This window comes from Streptomyces sp. A3M-1-3 (assembly GCF_024213665.1).
GTDB lineage: Bacteria > Actinomycetota > Actinomycetes > Streptomycetales > Streptomycetaceae > Streptomyces.
In genome coordinates, this window is sequence record NZ_JANAVP010000001.1 from 399915 (window position 1) to 414362 (window position 14448).

Consider the following 14448-nt stretch of genomic DNA (forward strand, 5'->3'; position numbering starts at 1 on the left):
TCCTCCGGTTGCGCGTCTGACGGGGGTGTGCGGTGGTCGGGGGCGTACGGACTGCTGGGCCTACTGGGCCGCGGCGAGCTTGGCCGCGGAGTCCGCGTCGACGCAGGCCTGGATCATCGCGTCCAGGTCGCCGTCCAGGACTTGGTCCAAGTTGTACGCCTTGAAGCCCACCCGGTGGTCCGAGATCCGGTTTTCCGGGAAGTTGTACGTGCGGATCTTCTCGGAGCGGTCGACCGTACGTACCTGGCTGCGCCGGGCGTCCGCGGCCTTCGACTCGGCTTCCTCCTGGGCTGCGGCCAGCAGCCGCGAGCGCAGGATACGCAGAGCCTGCTCCTTGTTCTGGAGCTGGCTCTTCTCGTTCTGGCAGGAGGCGACGATGCCGGTCGGCATGTGGGTGATACGTACCGCGGAGTCCGTGGTGTTGACCGACTGTCCGCCGGGGCCCGAGGAGCGGTAGACGTCGATCCGCAGGTCGTTCTGGTGGATCTCCACGTCGACCTCCTCGGCCTCGGGCGTGACCAGCACGCCGGCCGCGGAGGTGTGGATCCGGCCCTGCGACTCGGTGGCGGGCACGCGCTGCACGCGGTGCACTCCGCCCTCGTACTTCATCCGCGCCCAGACGCCCTGGCCGGGCTCGGTGGCACCCTGGCCGCCCTTGGTCTTCACCGCGACCTGGACGTCCTTGTAGCCGCCGAGCTCGGACTCGGTGGAGTCGATGATCTCGGTCTTCCAGCCGATGCGCTCCGCGTAGCGGAGGTACATGCGCAGCAGGTCACCGGCGAACAGGGCCGACTCGTCGCCGCCCGCGCCCGCCTTGATCTCCAGCAGTACGTCCTTGTCGTCGCTCGGGTCGCGCGGCACGAGCAGCAGCCGGAGTCTCTCGGTGAGCTCCTCGCGCTGCTTCTCCAGCACCTTCACCTCGGCGGCGAAGTCGGGGTCGTCGGCGCCCAGCTCGCGCGCGGTCTCGATGTCGTCGCCCGCCTGCTTCCAGGCGCGGAACGTGCCGATGATCGGCGTCAGCTCCGCGTAGCGCTTGTTGAGCTTGCGCGCGTTCGCCTGGTCGGAGTGGACCGAAGGGTCGGCGAGCTGCTTCTCGAGGTCGGCGTGTTCGCCAACCAGTTCCTCGACCGCCTCGAACATCGGGGGCTCCTGAATTGAAGTACGAAAACTGCTGCTGGACAGCTGCTGGCAGAACAAAAACACCGGTCCCGGCCGCCCCCGCGCGGGGGCGGCCGGAAACCGGCGCAGTTGGCTCGCTACTTCGCGGCGGAGCCGGCAGCCTTGCCGAATCGGGCCTCGAAGCGGGCCACACGGCCACCGGTGTCGAGGATCTTCTGCTTGCCCGTGTAGAACGGGTGGCACTCGGAGCAGACCTCGGCGCGGATGTTGCCGCTGCCGATCGTGCTACGGGTGGTGAACGAGGCACCGCAGGTGCAGCTGACCTGGGTCTCGACGTACTCGGGGTGGATGTCGCGCTTCAAGGTGTCTCCTAGTTTCGGGAGGGCACCGGGTCGTAGGGGCGGAGTTGCCAGTACGTGAACCGGGGCCGACGGACCAGTCTGCCAGGACCGGCCCGCGCTTCAAAATCTGAAGATGCTCACCACAACGGGGACCGGTACGGATCTATTCCGTGCTTCTGGTCGGTGCTTCTGGTCCGCGCTTCTATTCTGCGCTTCTGACGATGCCGGCGGTCTCACCCCTGTCGCCCGCCGAGTCCTTGGTGGCGGAGGCCGGAATCGGCTGGTCGAGCCGCAGCGCGGACCAGACCTGCTTGGACTCCCTATCCAGCACGATGACGCGGTTGGGGTCCGCCGGGTCGTACCGCACCGGCAGCGTGATCATGTTCATGTTGGCCGCGCTGATGCCCTTGAGCCCGCTCGCGAAGCTCATCAGGGAGTTGACGTCGTCCAGCGAGGAATCGGCGGTGACGGCCTTGGTGGCCGTATCGGCGAGGTCGAAGAGCTTCTTGGGGTTCGAGAACACGCCGACGTCCCCGACCTGCTCGATCAGCGCCTTGATGAAGGCCTGCTGGAGCTGTATTCGGCCCAGGTCGCTGCCGTCGCCCACGCTCTTGCGGGTCCGTACGAGGGCGAGCGCCTGCTCACCGCCCAGCGTGTGGGTACCGGTCGTCAGGTCGAGCCGGCTCTTCGTGTCCTTGATCGCCCGCGTGGTGGTGATGTCGACCCCGCCGAGCTTGTCGATGATCTCCTTGAAGCCGGAGAAGTCGACCTCTATGTAGTGGTCCATGCGCGTGCCGGACATCTTCTCGACGGTCTTCACCGCACAGGCCGGGCCGCCCGTGGTGTACGACTCGTTGAACATCACGCGCCGGCCGCCGGGGTCGGTCTTCCCGTCGTCCGTCGTGCACGCGGGGCGGGTGACCATGGTGTCTCTCGGTATGGAGACGATGCTCGCCTTCTTGTGGCCCTCGTAGACGTGGACGACCATCGCGGTGTCGGAGCGGGCGGTGCCCTCGTCCGCGCCGTACTCGGAGTTGTCGCCGGACCGGGAGTCGGAGCCGAGGACGAGGATGTCCATCGAGCCGTTGTCGATGTTGTCGGGGCGGTCGGTGCCGAGGGCCGCGTCGATGTCGACGCTTCGGATGTTCCCGTTGAACTTGAAGTAGAGGTAACCGAGTCCGGACCCGCCGAACAGCACGACACCGGCCGCGCCCCACGCGGCGACGGTCAGCGCCTTACGGTGCCCCGGCTGCTGTTTGCGGCGCCGGCCGGTGGCGCGTGCGCCCCGGCCCCTGCTCTCCTCGGTCATCTTCTCCTCGAGTCCTCGATGTGTTGATGCCCCCTGCCATGAAGATCAGGCACGGTTTCCCGTCGTTTGTCAGACGGCGGAGCAGCGAGAAGGGTTGCACAACGCACTGTGCCCACCGCCGGTGGCGGTGGGCACAGTGCGTTGCGGGAGGAGGGGCGTCATACGCCTCTCACGTGCGGTTTCAGCCGATCGTGTAGTAGCTGTTCCAGCCGCTGCCGAGCTTCACCTGTGTGGCGAAGATCTCCGACGTGGCCTTGCCCGTGCCCTTGAGGAGGTACAGGTCGCCGCCCGTGGAACGGGCGATCACATCGGCCTTGGAGTCGCCGTTCACGTCACCCGGGGTGACGATCAGGTTGTACGCCGACCAGTTGCTGCGCACCAGCGTCGGGGCCTCGAACGGGGCGGTGGACTTGCCGGTGCCCTTGACCAGGTACACGTCGTTCGTGCCGCCGCGGCGGACGATCAGGTCGACCTTGCCGTCGTTGGTGAAGTCGCCGTGGCCGCGCACCTGGTTGTAGACCTGGTAGCCGGTGGCCGCCTTGGTCGGGGTGTTGAACTTCCCGTTGCCGAAGCTCGGGTACACCATCAGGTCTCCGGTGGCGCTGACGGCCAGCAGGTCGCCCTTGCCGTCACCGTTCACGTCACCGGGCGCGACGATCGCGCGGACCGTCTTCCAGTTGCTGAAGATCTTGGTGCTGACGTACGTCGAGCTGCTCACCGAGCGGTGGATCCAGTACATGTCGCCCGTCGAGCTGTGGCGGGCGATGAGGTCCTCGAAGCCGTCCCGGTTGAGGTCCGTCTGGATGATCGTGTTGTACGCGCTGTACGAGCCGGCCAGCACCTTGCGGGCGGCGAGGCTCTCACCGTTGGAGGTGAAGGTGTAGCCGGTGCTGCCGGTGGTGCGGGCGAACAGGTCCGCACGGTGGTCACCGCTGAAGTTGGCGTCGTCGATACGCGGCTGGATCGCCGGGGTGTACGTCGAGACCTTGGTGTACACGTCGTACGTGCCGTAGACGTTGCACTCCTCGCTCGCGGTCGCGGGGCCCCACGAGGTGATGCCGACGACGCGGCCGCTCACGACGAGCGGGCTGCCGGAGTCACCCGGGCAGGTGGCCTGTCCGGTGAAGTCGTCGCTGGTGCCGCCCTTGCCCGCGCAGACCATGTGGCCCGGCTTGAAGGCGCCCGGCTGGCCGAGCGCCGTGTCCAGGTTCTCCGAGCACTCGGCGTCGGAGTGCATCGGCTGGTTCACCCGCTGCAGCGTGTCCGCGAGCATCGCGGAGTTCGGGTCCGAGCTGGTCAGGCCCCAGCCGTAGGTGGTGGCGGTGGTACCGGCGGCGTAGCGCGCGGTGTCACCGTAGGAGGCCTGCTGCAGCGGGGTGTACGGCAGCGGCTTGGACAGCGTCAGCAGCGCCACGTCGTTGTCGATCGCGGCGGCGTTGTAGGAGCCGGCGAAGTACGAGCGGCTGATGTTGACGACCGTGCCCTCGCTGTTGTCGGGGCCGCCGACCAGCTTGGCGGTGCCGCCGAGCACGAGACCGCGCCCGCGCATGTCCAGGGCGTTGCCGTTCTCATCCGTCACGCAGTGCGCGGCGGTGAGCACCTTGTTCGGCGCCACGAGGGTGCCGCCACAGGTGAAGTAGAACGTGCCGTCGTTGTCCCACTCGAACAGCAGCTGCACCATCCACGGGGCGCTGCTGAAGGCGGTGTCCGTACCGCCGATGATCTTCGAAGACGCCTTGGCCGTGCTGACGACCTTGCTGTTCTTCGGCGGGAGGAACTTCGGCCCGCCTTCGTCGGCCTGGGCAGTCGCAACCAGCGCGCCCCCGAGCACAGCCAGAGCCGCGGCGCCGGCGGCTATGAGTCTGCGAATCTTCTTGACCGGTCTGCCGTGACGCGACACACGCACGCAACTCTCCAGTTGTTCAAGGGAATTCAGAGATTGACGCCGTGTGGGGGGAAGGGAACGGCTGACCGATGCTACAGCAGAAATCCGCCCCGTCACTCGAGTGACGGGGCGGATTCCTGTGATGCGCGTAACGCTCTGAACTCAGTCGTTGCCGTTGCCGGCGGACGGCGTCGTCTTGGCGATCTGCATCAGGAACTCGGCGTTCGACTTGGTCTGCTTCATCTTGTCCAGCAGCAGTTCGATCGCCTGCTGCGAGTCGAGCGCGTGCAGCACCCGGCGCAGCTTCCAGGTGATGGAGAGCTCCTCACTGTTGAGCAGGATCTCCTCCTTGCGGGTGCCGGACGCGTCGACGTCCACCGCCGGGAAGATGCGCTTGTCGGCAAGCTTCCGGTCGAGCTTGAGCTCCATGTTGCCGGTGCCCTTGAACTCCTCGAAGATCACCTCGTCCATGCGCGAGCCGGTCTCGACCAGCGCGGTGGCCAGGATGGTCAGCGAGCCGCCGTCCTCGATGTTGCGCGCGGCACCGAAGAAACGCTTCGGGGGGTACAGCGCGGTCGAGTCGACACCACCGGACAGGATGCGGCCGGAGGCGGGGGCCGCGAGGTTGTACGCACGGCCCAGGCGGGTGATGGAGTCCAGCAGGACGACCACGTCGTGACCCAGCTCGACGAGACGCTTCGCGCGCTCGATGGCCAGCTCGGCGACGGTGGTGTGGTCCTCGGCCGGGCGGTCGAAGGTCGAGGAGATGACCTCGCCCTTGACCGACCGCTGCATGTCGGTGACCTCTTCCGGACGCTCGTCGACCAGGACGACCATCAGGTGGCACTCGGGGTTGTTCGTCGTGATCGCGTTGGCGATCGCCTGCATGATCATCGTCTTACCGGCCTTCGGCGGCGAGACGATCAGACCACGCTGGCCCTTGCCGATCGGCGCGACCAGGTCGATGACTCGGGACGTCAGCACGCCCGGGTCGGTCTCCAGACGGAGCCTGTCCTGCGGGTACAGCGGGGTGAGCTTGTTGAACTCAGGGCGGCCGCGGCCCGATTCGGCGGCCATGCCGTTCGCCGAGTCGAGGCGTACGAGCGCGTTGAACTTCTCGCGGCGCTCGCCCTCCTTCGGCTGGCGCACGGCACCGGTGACGTGGTCACCCTTGCGCAGGCCGTTCTTGCGGACCTGGGCGAGCGAGACGTACACGTCGTTCGGACCGGGCAGGTAGCCGGAGGTCCGGATGAACGCGTAGTTGTCGAGGATGTCCAGGATGCCCGCGACGGGGATCAGGACGTCGTCGTCTGCGACCTGCGGCTCGCCGGGACCGAACTCGTCGCGGCCACGACGGCCCCGGCGGTCACGGTAGCGGCCGCGGCGCCCACGGCGCCCACCGTCGAAGTCGTCATCGCTCTCGTCGGACCGCGGACCGGTGTCGCGCGGCTGGCCCTGGCCCTGGCTCTGGCCCTGCTGGCCGGCGCCACGGTTGTCCCGCTGCTGACGCTGGCCCTGCTGGCCGCCGCCCTGCTCGTCGCCCTTGCCCCGCTCACGACGGTCGCGCTGGCCGCCACGCTCACCACGGTCGCCACGCTCACCGCGGTCACGGCGGTCGCCGCGGTCTCCGCGCTGACGGTCCTGGCGGCCACGGCCGTCGGCCGTCTCCTGGGAGGACACGCCGACGGCGGCCTCGGCCTTGGTGTCGGTCTGCGCCTCGGTCTTGACGTCCGTCCGGACGTCGGTGGCGGCGCCCGCCTCGGCACGCGTGTCGGGCCGGGTCTCAGTGATCACGGCAGTCGACTCGGGGCTGCCCGCCTGCGCGGTGGCACGACGGCGGCGGCGCTCGCCGACCGGCTGGTCGTCGCTGGCCGGCTGACCGGGGATGTCGATCTGCTGCTGGGCCACGGCCTTTTCGGCGGGGGCGGCCTCGGCCGCCTCACCCGTCCGGGTCTTGGATGTGGCGCGGCGCTTCGGCTTGGTCTCGGCCGCGTCGGCGGCGTCGGCGCTCTTCGCCGCGGACGAGGAGCCGCCGGCCTGCGCCTCCTTGATGACCTCGATCAGCTGGCTCTTGCGCATCCGCGCGGTGCCCCTGATGCCGAGGCCGGACGCGACCTGCTGCAGCTCGGCCAGGACCATGCCCTCGAGGCCGGTGCCGGAGCGGCGGCGCCGTGTGGCACTGGCAGGGGCAGCACCTGTGGCGGGCGCGGTGGTGTCGACACTGTTGTCGGCAGTCACGCCCATCAGATCGGTGGTGTCGCTCACGAAGGGTCCTTCCCTGGAGCGGACGTCGGCCTGTCTGGCTCGGCGACCGGTTGTGCTGTCCGACTGCGGTCCTTGGCTTGTGGACCGTGCCGGGGCGGTGGTCCGCCGGTTTACGACGGCGGAGGAGGAATAACGTGCATGGGTTCCGGCGCGAAGCCCCCTGCTGCGGAGAGCGTGGGAATGTCACGCCGATTTCCGGAGCGTGCTCGAAACTGCCTGGCAGTGATCAAAGCAGTTGGGGAGGCTCCCGGAAGAATGGTGGTCCCGGAGGGGGACACTGCGCACCTAGCCACAAAGGCTTCGGGTGCAGACTTGAGGTTAACACTACCGGATCCAACAAACATTCCCCCTCTCCGTCACCGGCAATCGCGCTCCCGCCGCACCATGGCCCTACGAGCCCAACGGCAGAACGCTCGCACCCGCGGCGTCGAGAGCCAGCCGGTTGGCCGCCCACCCCTCGCCCGCAAGCCGTGCGACCTTGTCGGCCGCACTGTCCTCGGCCAGCGCAAGGACCGTGGGGCCCGCGCCGGAGATGACCGCGGGGACGCCGTCCGCGCGCAGTCGGTTGACCAGGGCCACGCTCTCCGGCATCGCCGGGGCACGGTACTCCTGGTGGAGCCGGTCCTCGGTGGCCGGCAGCAGCAGCTCGGGGCGCCTGGTCAGCGCCTCGACGAGCAGGCCCGCGCGGCCGGCGTTGGCCGCCGCGTCCACGTGCGGGACGGTACGGGGCAGCAGTCCGCGGGCGGTCTCGGTGAGGACCGGCTTTCCGGGTACGAAAACCACCGGAACGATGGAATCCGCGGGGTCCATCCTGATCGCGCGGGCCGCTCCGCCGTCCATCCAGGCGAGCGTGAAGCCGCCGAGGAGACAGGCGGCGACGTTGTCGGGGTGGCCCTCGATCTCGGTGGCCAGCTCCAGGAGCGCGGCGTCGTCGAGCTTCGCGTCGCCCCCTATCGTCACGGCGCGCGCGGCGACGATGCCGGCGCAGATGGCGGCCGAGGAGGAGCCGAGGCCGCGCCCGTGCGGGATGCGGTTGGCGCAGACGACCTCGAGGCCGCGTGGCTGCCCGCCGAGCAGGTCGAACGCGGTGCGCAGGGAGCGTACGAGCAGATGGCTCTCGTCGCGCGGAAGGGTCTCGGCCCCCTCACCCGCGATGTCGATGTGCAGGCCGGAGTCGGCCACGCGGACGACCACGTCGTCGTACAGCCCCAGGGCCAGGCCCAGGGCATCGAAGCCCGGGCCGAGATTGGCGCTGGTGGCGGGGACGCGCACCCGTACGGCGGCGGCGCGGAACGCTGGACCGGCCATCGCTCGATGACTCTCCTTGTGAGACTGCGAGATTTTCGAAGATGTACCAACTACCCGAGGGCCATTGCGGCAACACCGCGGCATATGCGGCGGGGCGGGTTCAGTACAGCCTATCGAAGGAAGGTTCTGTCGCGACATAGGGCGCACAGGAGGCGCACGATGCGTGTCGCACGCCGCCTGTGCTCCTATGTACGGTCTTGATCGGCTTTACGGCATCTGTTTACGCGAGGCTACGCGAGGCCGAGGCGCTCGGCGGCCGCTGCGGCGTCCACCGGGACGGTGACAGGCTGCGGCGCTCCCGCGACGGCCCAGTCGGGGTCCTTCAGGCCGTTTCCGGTGACCGTACAGACGATCTTCTGCCCCGGATCCACCTTGCCCTGTTCGGCGGCCTTCAGCAGACCGGCGACGGAGGCGGCCGACGCCGGCTCCACGAAGACGCCCTCCTGGGCGGCCAACAGGCGGTAGGCGGCCAGGATCTGGCGGTCCGTCACCTCGTCGATGAAGCCGCCCGACTCGTCCCGGGCGGCCAGTGCGTACTGCCAGGAGGCCGGGTTGCCGATGCGGATCGCGGTGGCGATGGTCGAGGGGTCCTTGACCGGCTCGCCGCGCACGATCGGCGCGGAGCCGGAGGCCTGGAAGCCCCACATGCGCGGGCTGTGCGTGGCCATCTTGTCCCGCGCGTACTCGGTGTAGCCCTTCCAGTACGCCGTGATGTTACCGGCGTTGCCGACCGGCAGGAGGTGGATGTCCGGGGCGTCGCCGAGCGCGTCGACAATCTCGAACGCCGCGGTCTTCTGGCCCTCGATCCGGACCGGATTGACCGAATTGACCAGCGCCACCGGGTAGTTGTCGGAAAGGCTGCGGGCCAGCGTCAGGCAGTCGTCGAAGTTTCCGTCGACCTGGAGGATCTTCGCGCCGTGGATGAGCGCCTGGCCCATCTTGCCCAGCGCGATCTTGCCCTGGGGCACCAGGACCGCGCAGACCATCCCGGCGCGTACCGCGTAGGCGGCGGCCGAGGCGGAGGTGTTGCCGGTGGAGGCGCAGATGACGGCCTGCGCGCCTTCCTCCTTGGCCCGGGTGATCGCCATGGTCATACCGCGGTCCTTGAAGGACCCGGTCGGGTTCGCACCCTCGACCTTGAGGTGCACCTCGCAGCCGGTGCGCTCGGAGAGGACCTGCGCGGGGACGAGAGGCGTACCGCCCTCACGGAGCGTGACAACGGGAGTCGTGTCGCTGACCGGAAGCCGGTCGCGGTACTCCTCGATGATGCCGCGCCACTGATGGGTGCCGGTTCCCTGAGTACGGACGCTCATTGCTGGTTACTCTCCTTCAACACGCATGATGCTGGCGACACCCCGCACGGTGTCGAGCTGTCGCAGTGCCTCGACGGTCCCGGAGAGGGCGGCGTCGGGCGCGCGGTGGGTGACGACGACGAGGGAGGCCTCGCCGTCCCCGTCGGGTCGGCCCTGCTGGCGCACCGTATCGATGGATACGCCGTGCTCGGCGAAGACCGTCGCGACCTGGGCGAGTACACCCGGCTTGTCGGCCACGTCGAGGCTGATGTGGTACCGCGTCACGACCTCGCCCATATGGCTCACGGGCAGCCGGGTGTACGCGGACTCGCCGGGTCCGGTGGTCTCGGCGACGATGTTGCGGCAGACGGCGACGAGGTCGCCGAGGACCGCGGAGGCGGTCGGCGAGCCGCCCGCGCCCGGTCCGTAGAACATCAGCCGGCCGGCCGCCTCGGCCTCGACGAACACCGCGTTGTACGCCTCGCGGACGGAGGCCAGCGGATGGGTGAGCGGGATCATCGCCGGGTGGACGCGGGCGGTGACGGACGCACCGTCCGCGGCGCGCTCCAGGATGGCGAGCAGTTTGATGGTGCAGCCCATGCGCTTGGCGGAGGCGAAGTCGGCGGCGCTGACCTCGGTCATGCCCTCGCGGTACACGTCGTCGAGGCGGACCCGGGTGTGGAAGGCGATGCCGGCCAGGATCGCGGCCTTGGCGGCGGCGTCGAAGCCCTCGACGTCGGCGGTCGGGTCGGCCTCGGCGTAACCGAGGGCGGTGGCCTCGTCGAGCGCCTCGGAGTAGCCGGCGCCGGAGGTGTCCATCTTGTCGAGGATGAAGTTCGTGGTCCCGTTGACGATGCCCAGGACCCGGTTCACCTTGTCGCCGGCCAGCGACTCGCGCAGCGGCCGTACGAGCGGAATGGCGCCCGCAACCGCTGCCTCGTAGTAGAGGTCCCGGCCGTGCTCCTCGGCGGCGGCGTGGAGGGCCGCGCCGTCCTCGGCGAGCAGCGCCTTGTTCGCCGAGACGACGCTCGCGCCGTGCTCGAAGGCGGTGGTGATCAGGGAGCGGGCGGGCTCGACGCCGCCGATGACCTCGATGACGACGTCGATGTCGCCGCGTTTGACCAGCGCGGTGGCATCCGTGGTGACCAGGGCGGGGTCGATCCCCTCGCGCACCTTGGAGGGGCGGCGGACGGCGACGCCGGCGAGCTCCACCGGCGCCCCGATCCGGGCGGCGAGGTCGTCGGCGTGCGTCGTCATGATGCGCGCCACCTCTGAGCCGACCACTCCACAGCCCAGCAGCGCCACCTTCAGCGGACGCGTACGCATCATCGACCTACGCCTTTCATCAGCACAGCCCTGTACTTCTACGGTGGGACCAGTCTCACTCACCGGACGGGAGTTTCTATCCCCGGTCCAGATTGCGAGACGTTTGTGGGGGTCTGGGGGCTTGCCCCCGGAAAATGAGCATCAGCCGATATCGAGACGCAGCAGATCTTCCTCCGTCTCGCGCCGGACGATCACCCGCGCCTCCCCGTCCTTGACCGCGACGACGGGCGGGCGGAGGGCGTGGTTGTAGTTGCTCGCCATCGAGCGGCAGTACGCGCCGGTGGCCGGGACCGCGATCAGGTCGCCGGGCGCCAGGTCGGCGGGGAGGAAGGCGTCGCGTACGACGATGTCGCCGCTCTCGCAGTGCTTGCCGACGACGCGGACGAGCATCGGCTCGGCGGTCGACGTCCGCGAGACGAGGGCGACGCTGTAATCGGCGTCGTAGAGCGCGGTGCGGATGTTGTCCGACATGCCGCCGTCGACACTGACATACGTACGCAGGCCGTCGAGCGGCTTGATGGTGCCGACCTGGTAGAGCGTGAACGCGGTCGGGCCGACGACGGCACGGCCCGGCTCGACGGAGATGCGGGGCGTGGTCAGCCCGGCGGCCTCGCACTCACGGGTGACGATCTCGCTGAGCGCCTTGGCGATCTCGTACGGCTCGCTCGGGTCGTCCTCCGAGACGTACGCGATGCCGAGGCCGCCGCCGAGGTCGATCTCGGGCAGTTCGACCCCGTGCTCGTCCCGTACTTCGGCGAGCAGCTGGACGACGCGGCGGGCGGACACCTCGAATCCCGCCATGTCGAAGATCTGCGATCCGATGTGCGAGTGGATGCCGATCAGTTCCAGGCCGTCCAGCTTGAGGGCGCGCCGTACTGCTTCGGCGGCCTGCCCCCCGGCGAGCGCGATCCCGAACTTCTGATCTTCATGAGCCGTGGCGATGAACTCGTGCGTGTGGGCCTCGACGCCGACCGTGACACGGATCTGTACGCGCTGGCGCTTGCCGAGGCTCTGCGCGATGTGCGCAACGCGGACGATCTCCTGGAAGGAGTCGAGGACGATCCGCCCGACCCCGACCCGGACGGCCCGCTCGATCTCCTCGACCGACTTGTTGTTCCCGTGGAACGCGATGCGCTCGGCGGGCATCCCGGCGTCGAGGGCCGTGGTCAGCTCGCCACCGGAACAGACGTCGAGGTTGAGGCCCTCCTCCTTGAGCCATCGCACAACGGCCCGGGAGAGGAAGGCCTTTCCGGCGTAGAACACGTCCGCGTCCTTGCCGAACGCGTCGGCCCAGGCGCGGCAGCGGGCCCGGAAGTCGGCCTCGTCCATGAAATAGGCGGGGGTGCCGAACTCCTCGGCGAGCCGGGTCACTTCGATCCCGCCGACGGTGACGACGCCGTCCTCGTTCCGCGTGACGGTTCGCGACCACACGTGCGCGTCAAGGGCGTTGAGGTCGGTGGGCGGCGCGGTGTAGTGGCCCTCGGGAAGGACATCCGCGTGACGGGGCCCGGCGGGGTGTGCGGAACGGCTCATGGTTCTTGTCTCTCTGTCACAAGTGCTGTCACAAGTATTCGGGTGCGTCGATGCCGAGCAGGGACAGGCCGCCGGCGAGCACCGTCCCGGCGGCCTGGGCGAGGGCGAGACGGGAACGGTGGGCGACCGAGGGTTTCTCGTCGCCGAGGGGCAGCACGGTGTGCTGGAAGGCGAGGAACGCGTCCGCGGTGGCTTCGAGATGCCGGGCCAGCCGGTCGGGCGCCTGCTGCCGCGCGGCGACGGCGAGGACGGCGGGGTACTCGCCGAGCGCGCCGAGGAGCGCGGGGGCGCCGACGGCTTCCTCGTACGCGCCGGCGAAGCCCAGCTCCGCGGCCGCGCGGGTGAGCGCGCGGGTACGGGAATGCGCGTACCGGACGCGGAAGAGCGGGTTGCTCTCGCGCTGTATGAGCAGCTCGTCCCCGGTGTGCGGACGGTCATGACCGGCGGGCCGCAGCAGTGCCCAGCGGACGGCGTCGGGCCCGAACCGGCGCAGCAGGTCGCCGGCACTCCGCGCGGCGGGGACGGGACCGGGGCCGACGCATCCGGCCAGGTACTCGGTGGCCACGCGCAGATGCACCCAGTCGGGATCGGGAACCTCGTCGCAGGTCACCCGGACGAGGGCTCCCTGCGACCGCAGAATCCGCCCGACGGAGTCGGCGACAACGGCGGCACGGACCTCGCGGCGATGGCGGCACCGCAGAACCTGCCCGCTCATGGAATCGCCGTGCCCGTACCGGCTCCCCTGCTGGAGCACCTCTTGTACGAGGGCGTGGCGGGCGTCTGTGTCCAGGGTGATGTTGAGGAATCCGGGCCCGGTGATCTCGACGCCGGCGATCCCCCGGCTCTGCGTGAGCCGGTGCCGCAGCGCCTCGGCGACCTGGAGCGCCGGCACACCGGCGTCGCGCGCGAGCCGCATCGCCACATTGGTCGCGTAGTCCCCCCGCCCGCCGGGCCGGGGCCGCTCCACCTGCACCCGCTCGGGCACGGCCACCCGCAACCCGTCCTCCTCGACGGCGCGGCGGACGCTGCGCAGCACGGTGCGGGAGAGATCGGCGGGGGTCACGGGACAAGCGTATGGGAGGAGGGGGGTCCTTCCGCGAACCGGTTTCGCCATGTGGTCGTCGGGGCGGCCGTCAGCCTCGCTTGTGGCCCGCCCCGGCGCCTTGCCTGCCGTCGGCGGACGGCGGATCCTCCCTGCGTTCGCGGCGCGTCAGCTGCCGGACGAGCCGGACGAGCTCGGCCGGCTCGAACGGCTTGGCAAGGAAGGCATCCACCCCGGCCGCGGCGCCGCCGTCCACCTCGTGCTGTGTACAGGCACTGACGATGGCGACGGGCAGATGGCGCGTCCGCGGATCGGAACGCAGCCGCGCGGCGGTCCGCAGCCCGTCGAGGCGCGGCATCACCACATCGAGCGTGATCACATCCGGACGCACCCGGTGCACGATCTCCAGACACTCGGCACCATCGGCCGCGGTCACGACCTCGAAGCCCTCCAGCTCGAGATTGACCCTGATCAGCTGCCGGATGACCTTGTTGTCGTCAACAACAAGCACCCGGCCGGACGCGCCTGACACAACTCGAGAGTAGGTTGCCCGCCTGGGCCGCGTCCGGGTTTTACCCACTTCCACCCCGTGCAGGGGAGCAAGGGGGAACGGTGGGGCCGATGCGACGGATGGGACCCCAAGGGACGGGCCCACGGGAGCGGAAATACCCTTTCCTGGAGACCCCGCAGGAGCTGGTAGGGTTCTACCCGTCGCCAGCCAACAGGGCGACACGCCCCCGTAGCTCAGGGGATAGAGCAACGGCCTCCGGAGCCGTGTGCGCAGGTTCGAATCCTGCCGGGGGCACTCCGGATCAACTCCCTGACCTGCAGAAATGCAGGTCAGGGAGTTTTTTTCCATGCCAAAACCTAAACGGTCTCCTGACCGTTGCTCTTTTCGGAGCTCACAGCACCTCCAATGCTGGATTCGGCCGCCTCGACTCGTGGATTTACGCAGGTCAGCGATCCAGCGCACCTTCGGTGCGCGCCGGGGGCGTGGTAAATGCCGTGGCGTGCGCCGGGGGTGCTTC

Annotated in this window: 11 protein-coding genes and 1 tRNA gene; 1 reads left to right on the plus strand and 11 read right to left on the minus strand. The window is 69.3% G+C overall.

From position 1 onward, the window contains the following. Window positions 1-60 precede the first annotated feature (60 nt). The 11 genes from prfA to NLX86_RS01930 all read right to left on the minus strand — a co-directional run bounded on the left by prfA (window position 61) and on the right by NLX86_RS01930 (window position 14006). Window positions 61-1140: a peptide chain release factor 1 gene (gene prfA, locus NLX86_RS01880; RefSeq protein ID WP_254369754.1), complete on the minus strand. Its 1080-nt coding sequence runs from the start codon at window positions 1138-1140 to the stop codon at window positions 61-63. Window positions 1141-1256: 116 nt separating this feature from the next. Next, entirely contained in the window at window positions 1257-1481 is a 225-nt protein-coding gene (gene rpmE / locus NLX86_RS01885; RefSeq protein WP_254369755.1) for a 50S ribosomal protein L31, read from the minus strand. 181 nt (window positions 1482-1662) lie between these two features. Further along, a complete protein-coding gene (locus tag NLX86_RS01890; protein ID WP_254369756.1) occupies window positions 1663-2769 on the minus strand; it encodes an LCP family protein in 1107 nt (368 codons plus the stop codon). Window positions 2770-2950: 181 nt separating this feature from the next. Continuing rightward, window positions 2951-4675: a trypsin-like serine protease gene (locus tag NLX86_RS01895; RefSeq protein ID WP_254369757.1), complete on the minus strand. Its 1725-nt coding sequence runs from the start codon at window positions 4673-4675 to the stop codon at window positions 2951-2953. Between the two features lie 141 nt (window positions 4676-4816). Continuing rightward, entirely contained in the window at window positions 4817-6919 is a 2103-nt protein-coding gene (rho, locus tag NLX86_RS01900) for a transcription termination factor Rho (protein WP_254369758.1), read from the minus strand. 390 nt (window positions 6920-7309) lie between these two features. Next, entirely contained in the window at window positions 7310-8227 is a 918-nt protein-coding gene (gene thrB, locus NLX86_RS01905) for a homoserine kinase (protein WP_254369759.1), read from the minus strand. A 230-nt stretch (window positions 8228-8457) separates the two neighbouring features. Continuing rightward, a complete protein-coding gene (gene thrC / locus NLX86_RS01910) occupies window positions 8458-9540 on the minus strand; it encodes a threonine synthase (RefSeq protein ID WP_254369760.1) in 1083 nt (360 codons plus the stop codon). Window positions 9541-9546: 6 nt separating this feature from the next. Beyond that, window positions 9547-10848 carry a homoserine dehydrogenase gene (locus tag NLX86_RS01915; RefSeq protein WP_254369761.1) on the minus strand — a complete coding sequence of 434 codons (1302 nt, stop codon included), beginning with the start codon at window positions 10846-10848 and terminating at the stop codon, window positions 9547-9549. A gap of 138 nt (window positions 10849-10986) precedes the next feature. After that, window positions 10987-12378: a diaminopimelate decarboxylase gene (gene lysA, locus NLX86_RS01920; RefSeq protein WP_254369762.1), complete on the minus strand. Its 1392-nt coding sequence runs from the start codon at window positions 12376-12378 to the stop codon at window positions 10987-10989. A gap of 28 nt (window positions 12379-12406) precedes the next feature. Continuing rightward, window positions 12407-13441: an ArgS-related anticodon-binding protein NrtL gene (gene nrtL, locus NLX86_RS01925; RefSeq protein ID WP_254369763.1), complete on the minus strand. Its 1035-nt coding sequence runs from the start codon at window positions 13439-13441 to the stop codon at window positions 12407-12409. 70 nt (window positions 13442-13511) lie between these two features. After that, complete coding sequence (locus NLX86_RS01930) at window positions 13512-14006, minus strand: response regulator (protein ID WP_254369764.1); 495 nt, start codon at window positions 14004-14006, stop codon at window positions 13512-13514. Between the two features lie 147 nt (window positions 14007-14153). Here NLX86_RS01930 and NLX86_RS01935 point away from each other — a divergent pair. After that, window positions 14154-14225 (plus strand) — tRNA-Arg (locus NLX86_RS01935). Window positions 14226-14448 lie beyond the last annotated feature (223 nt).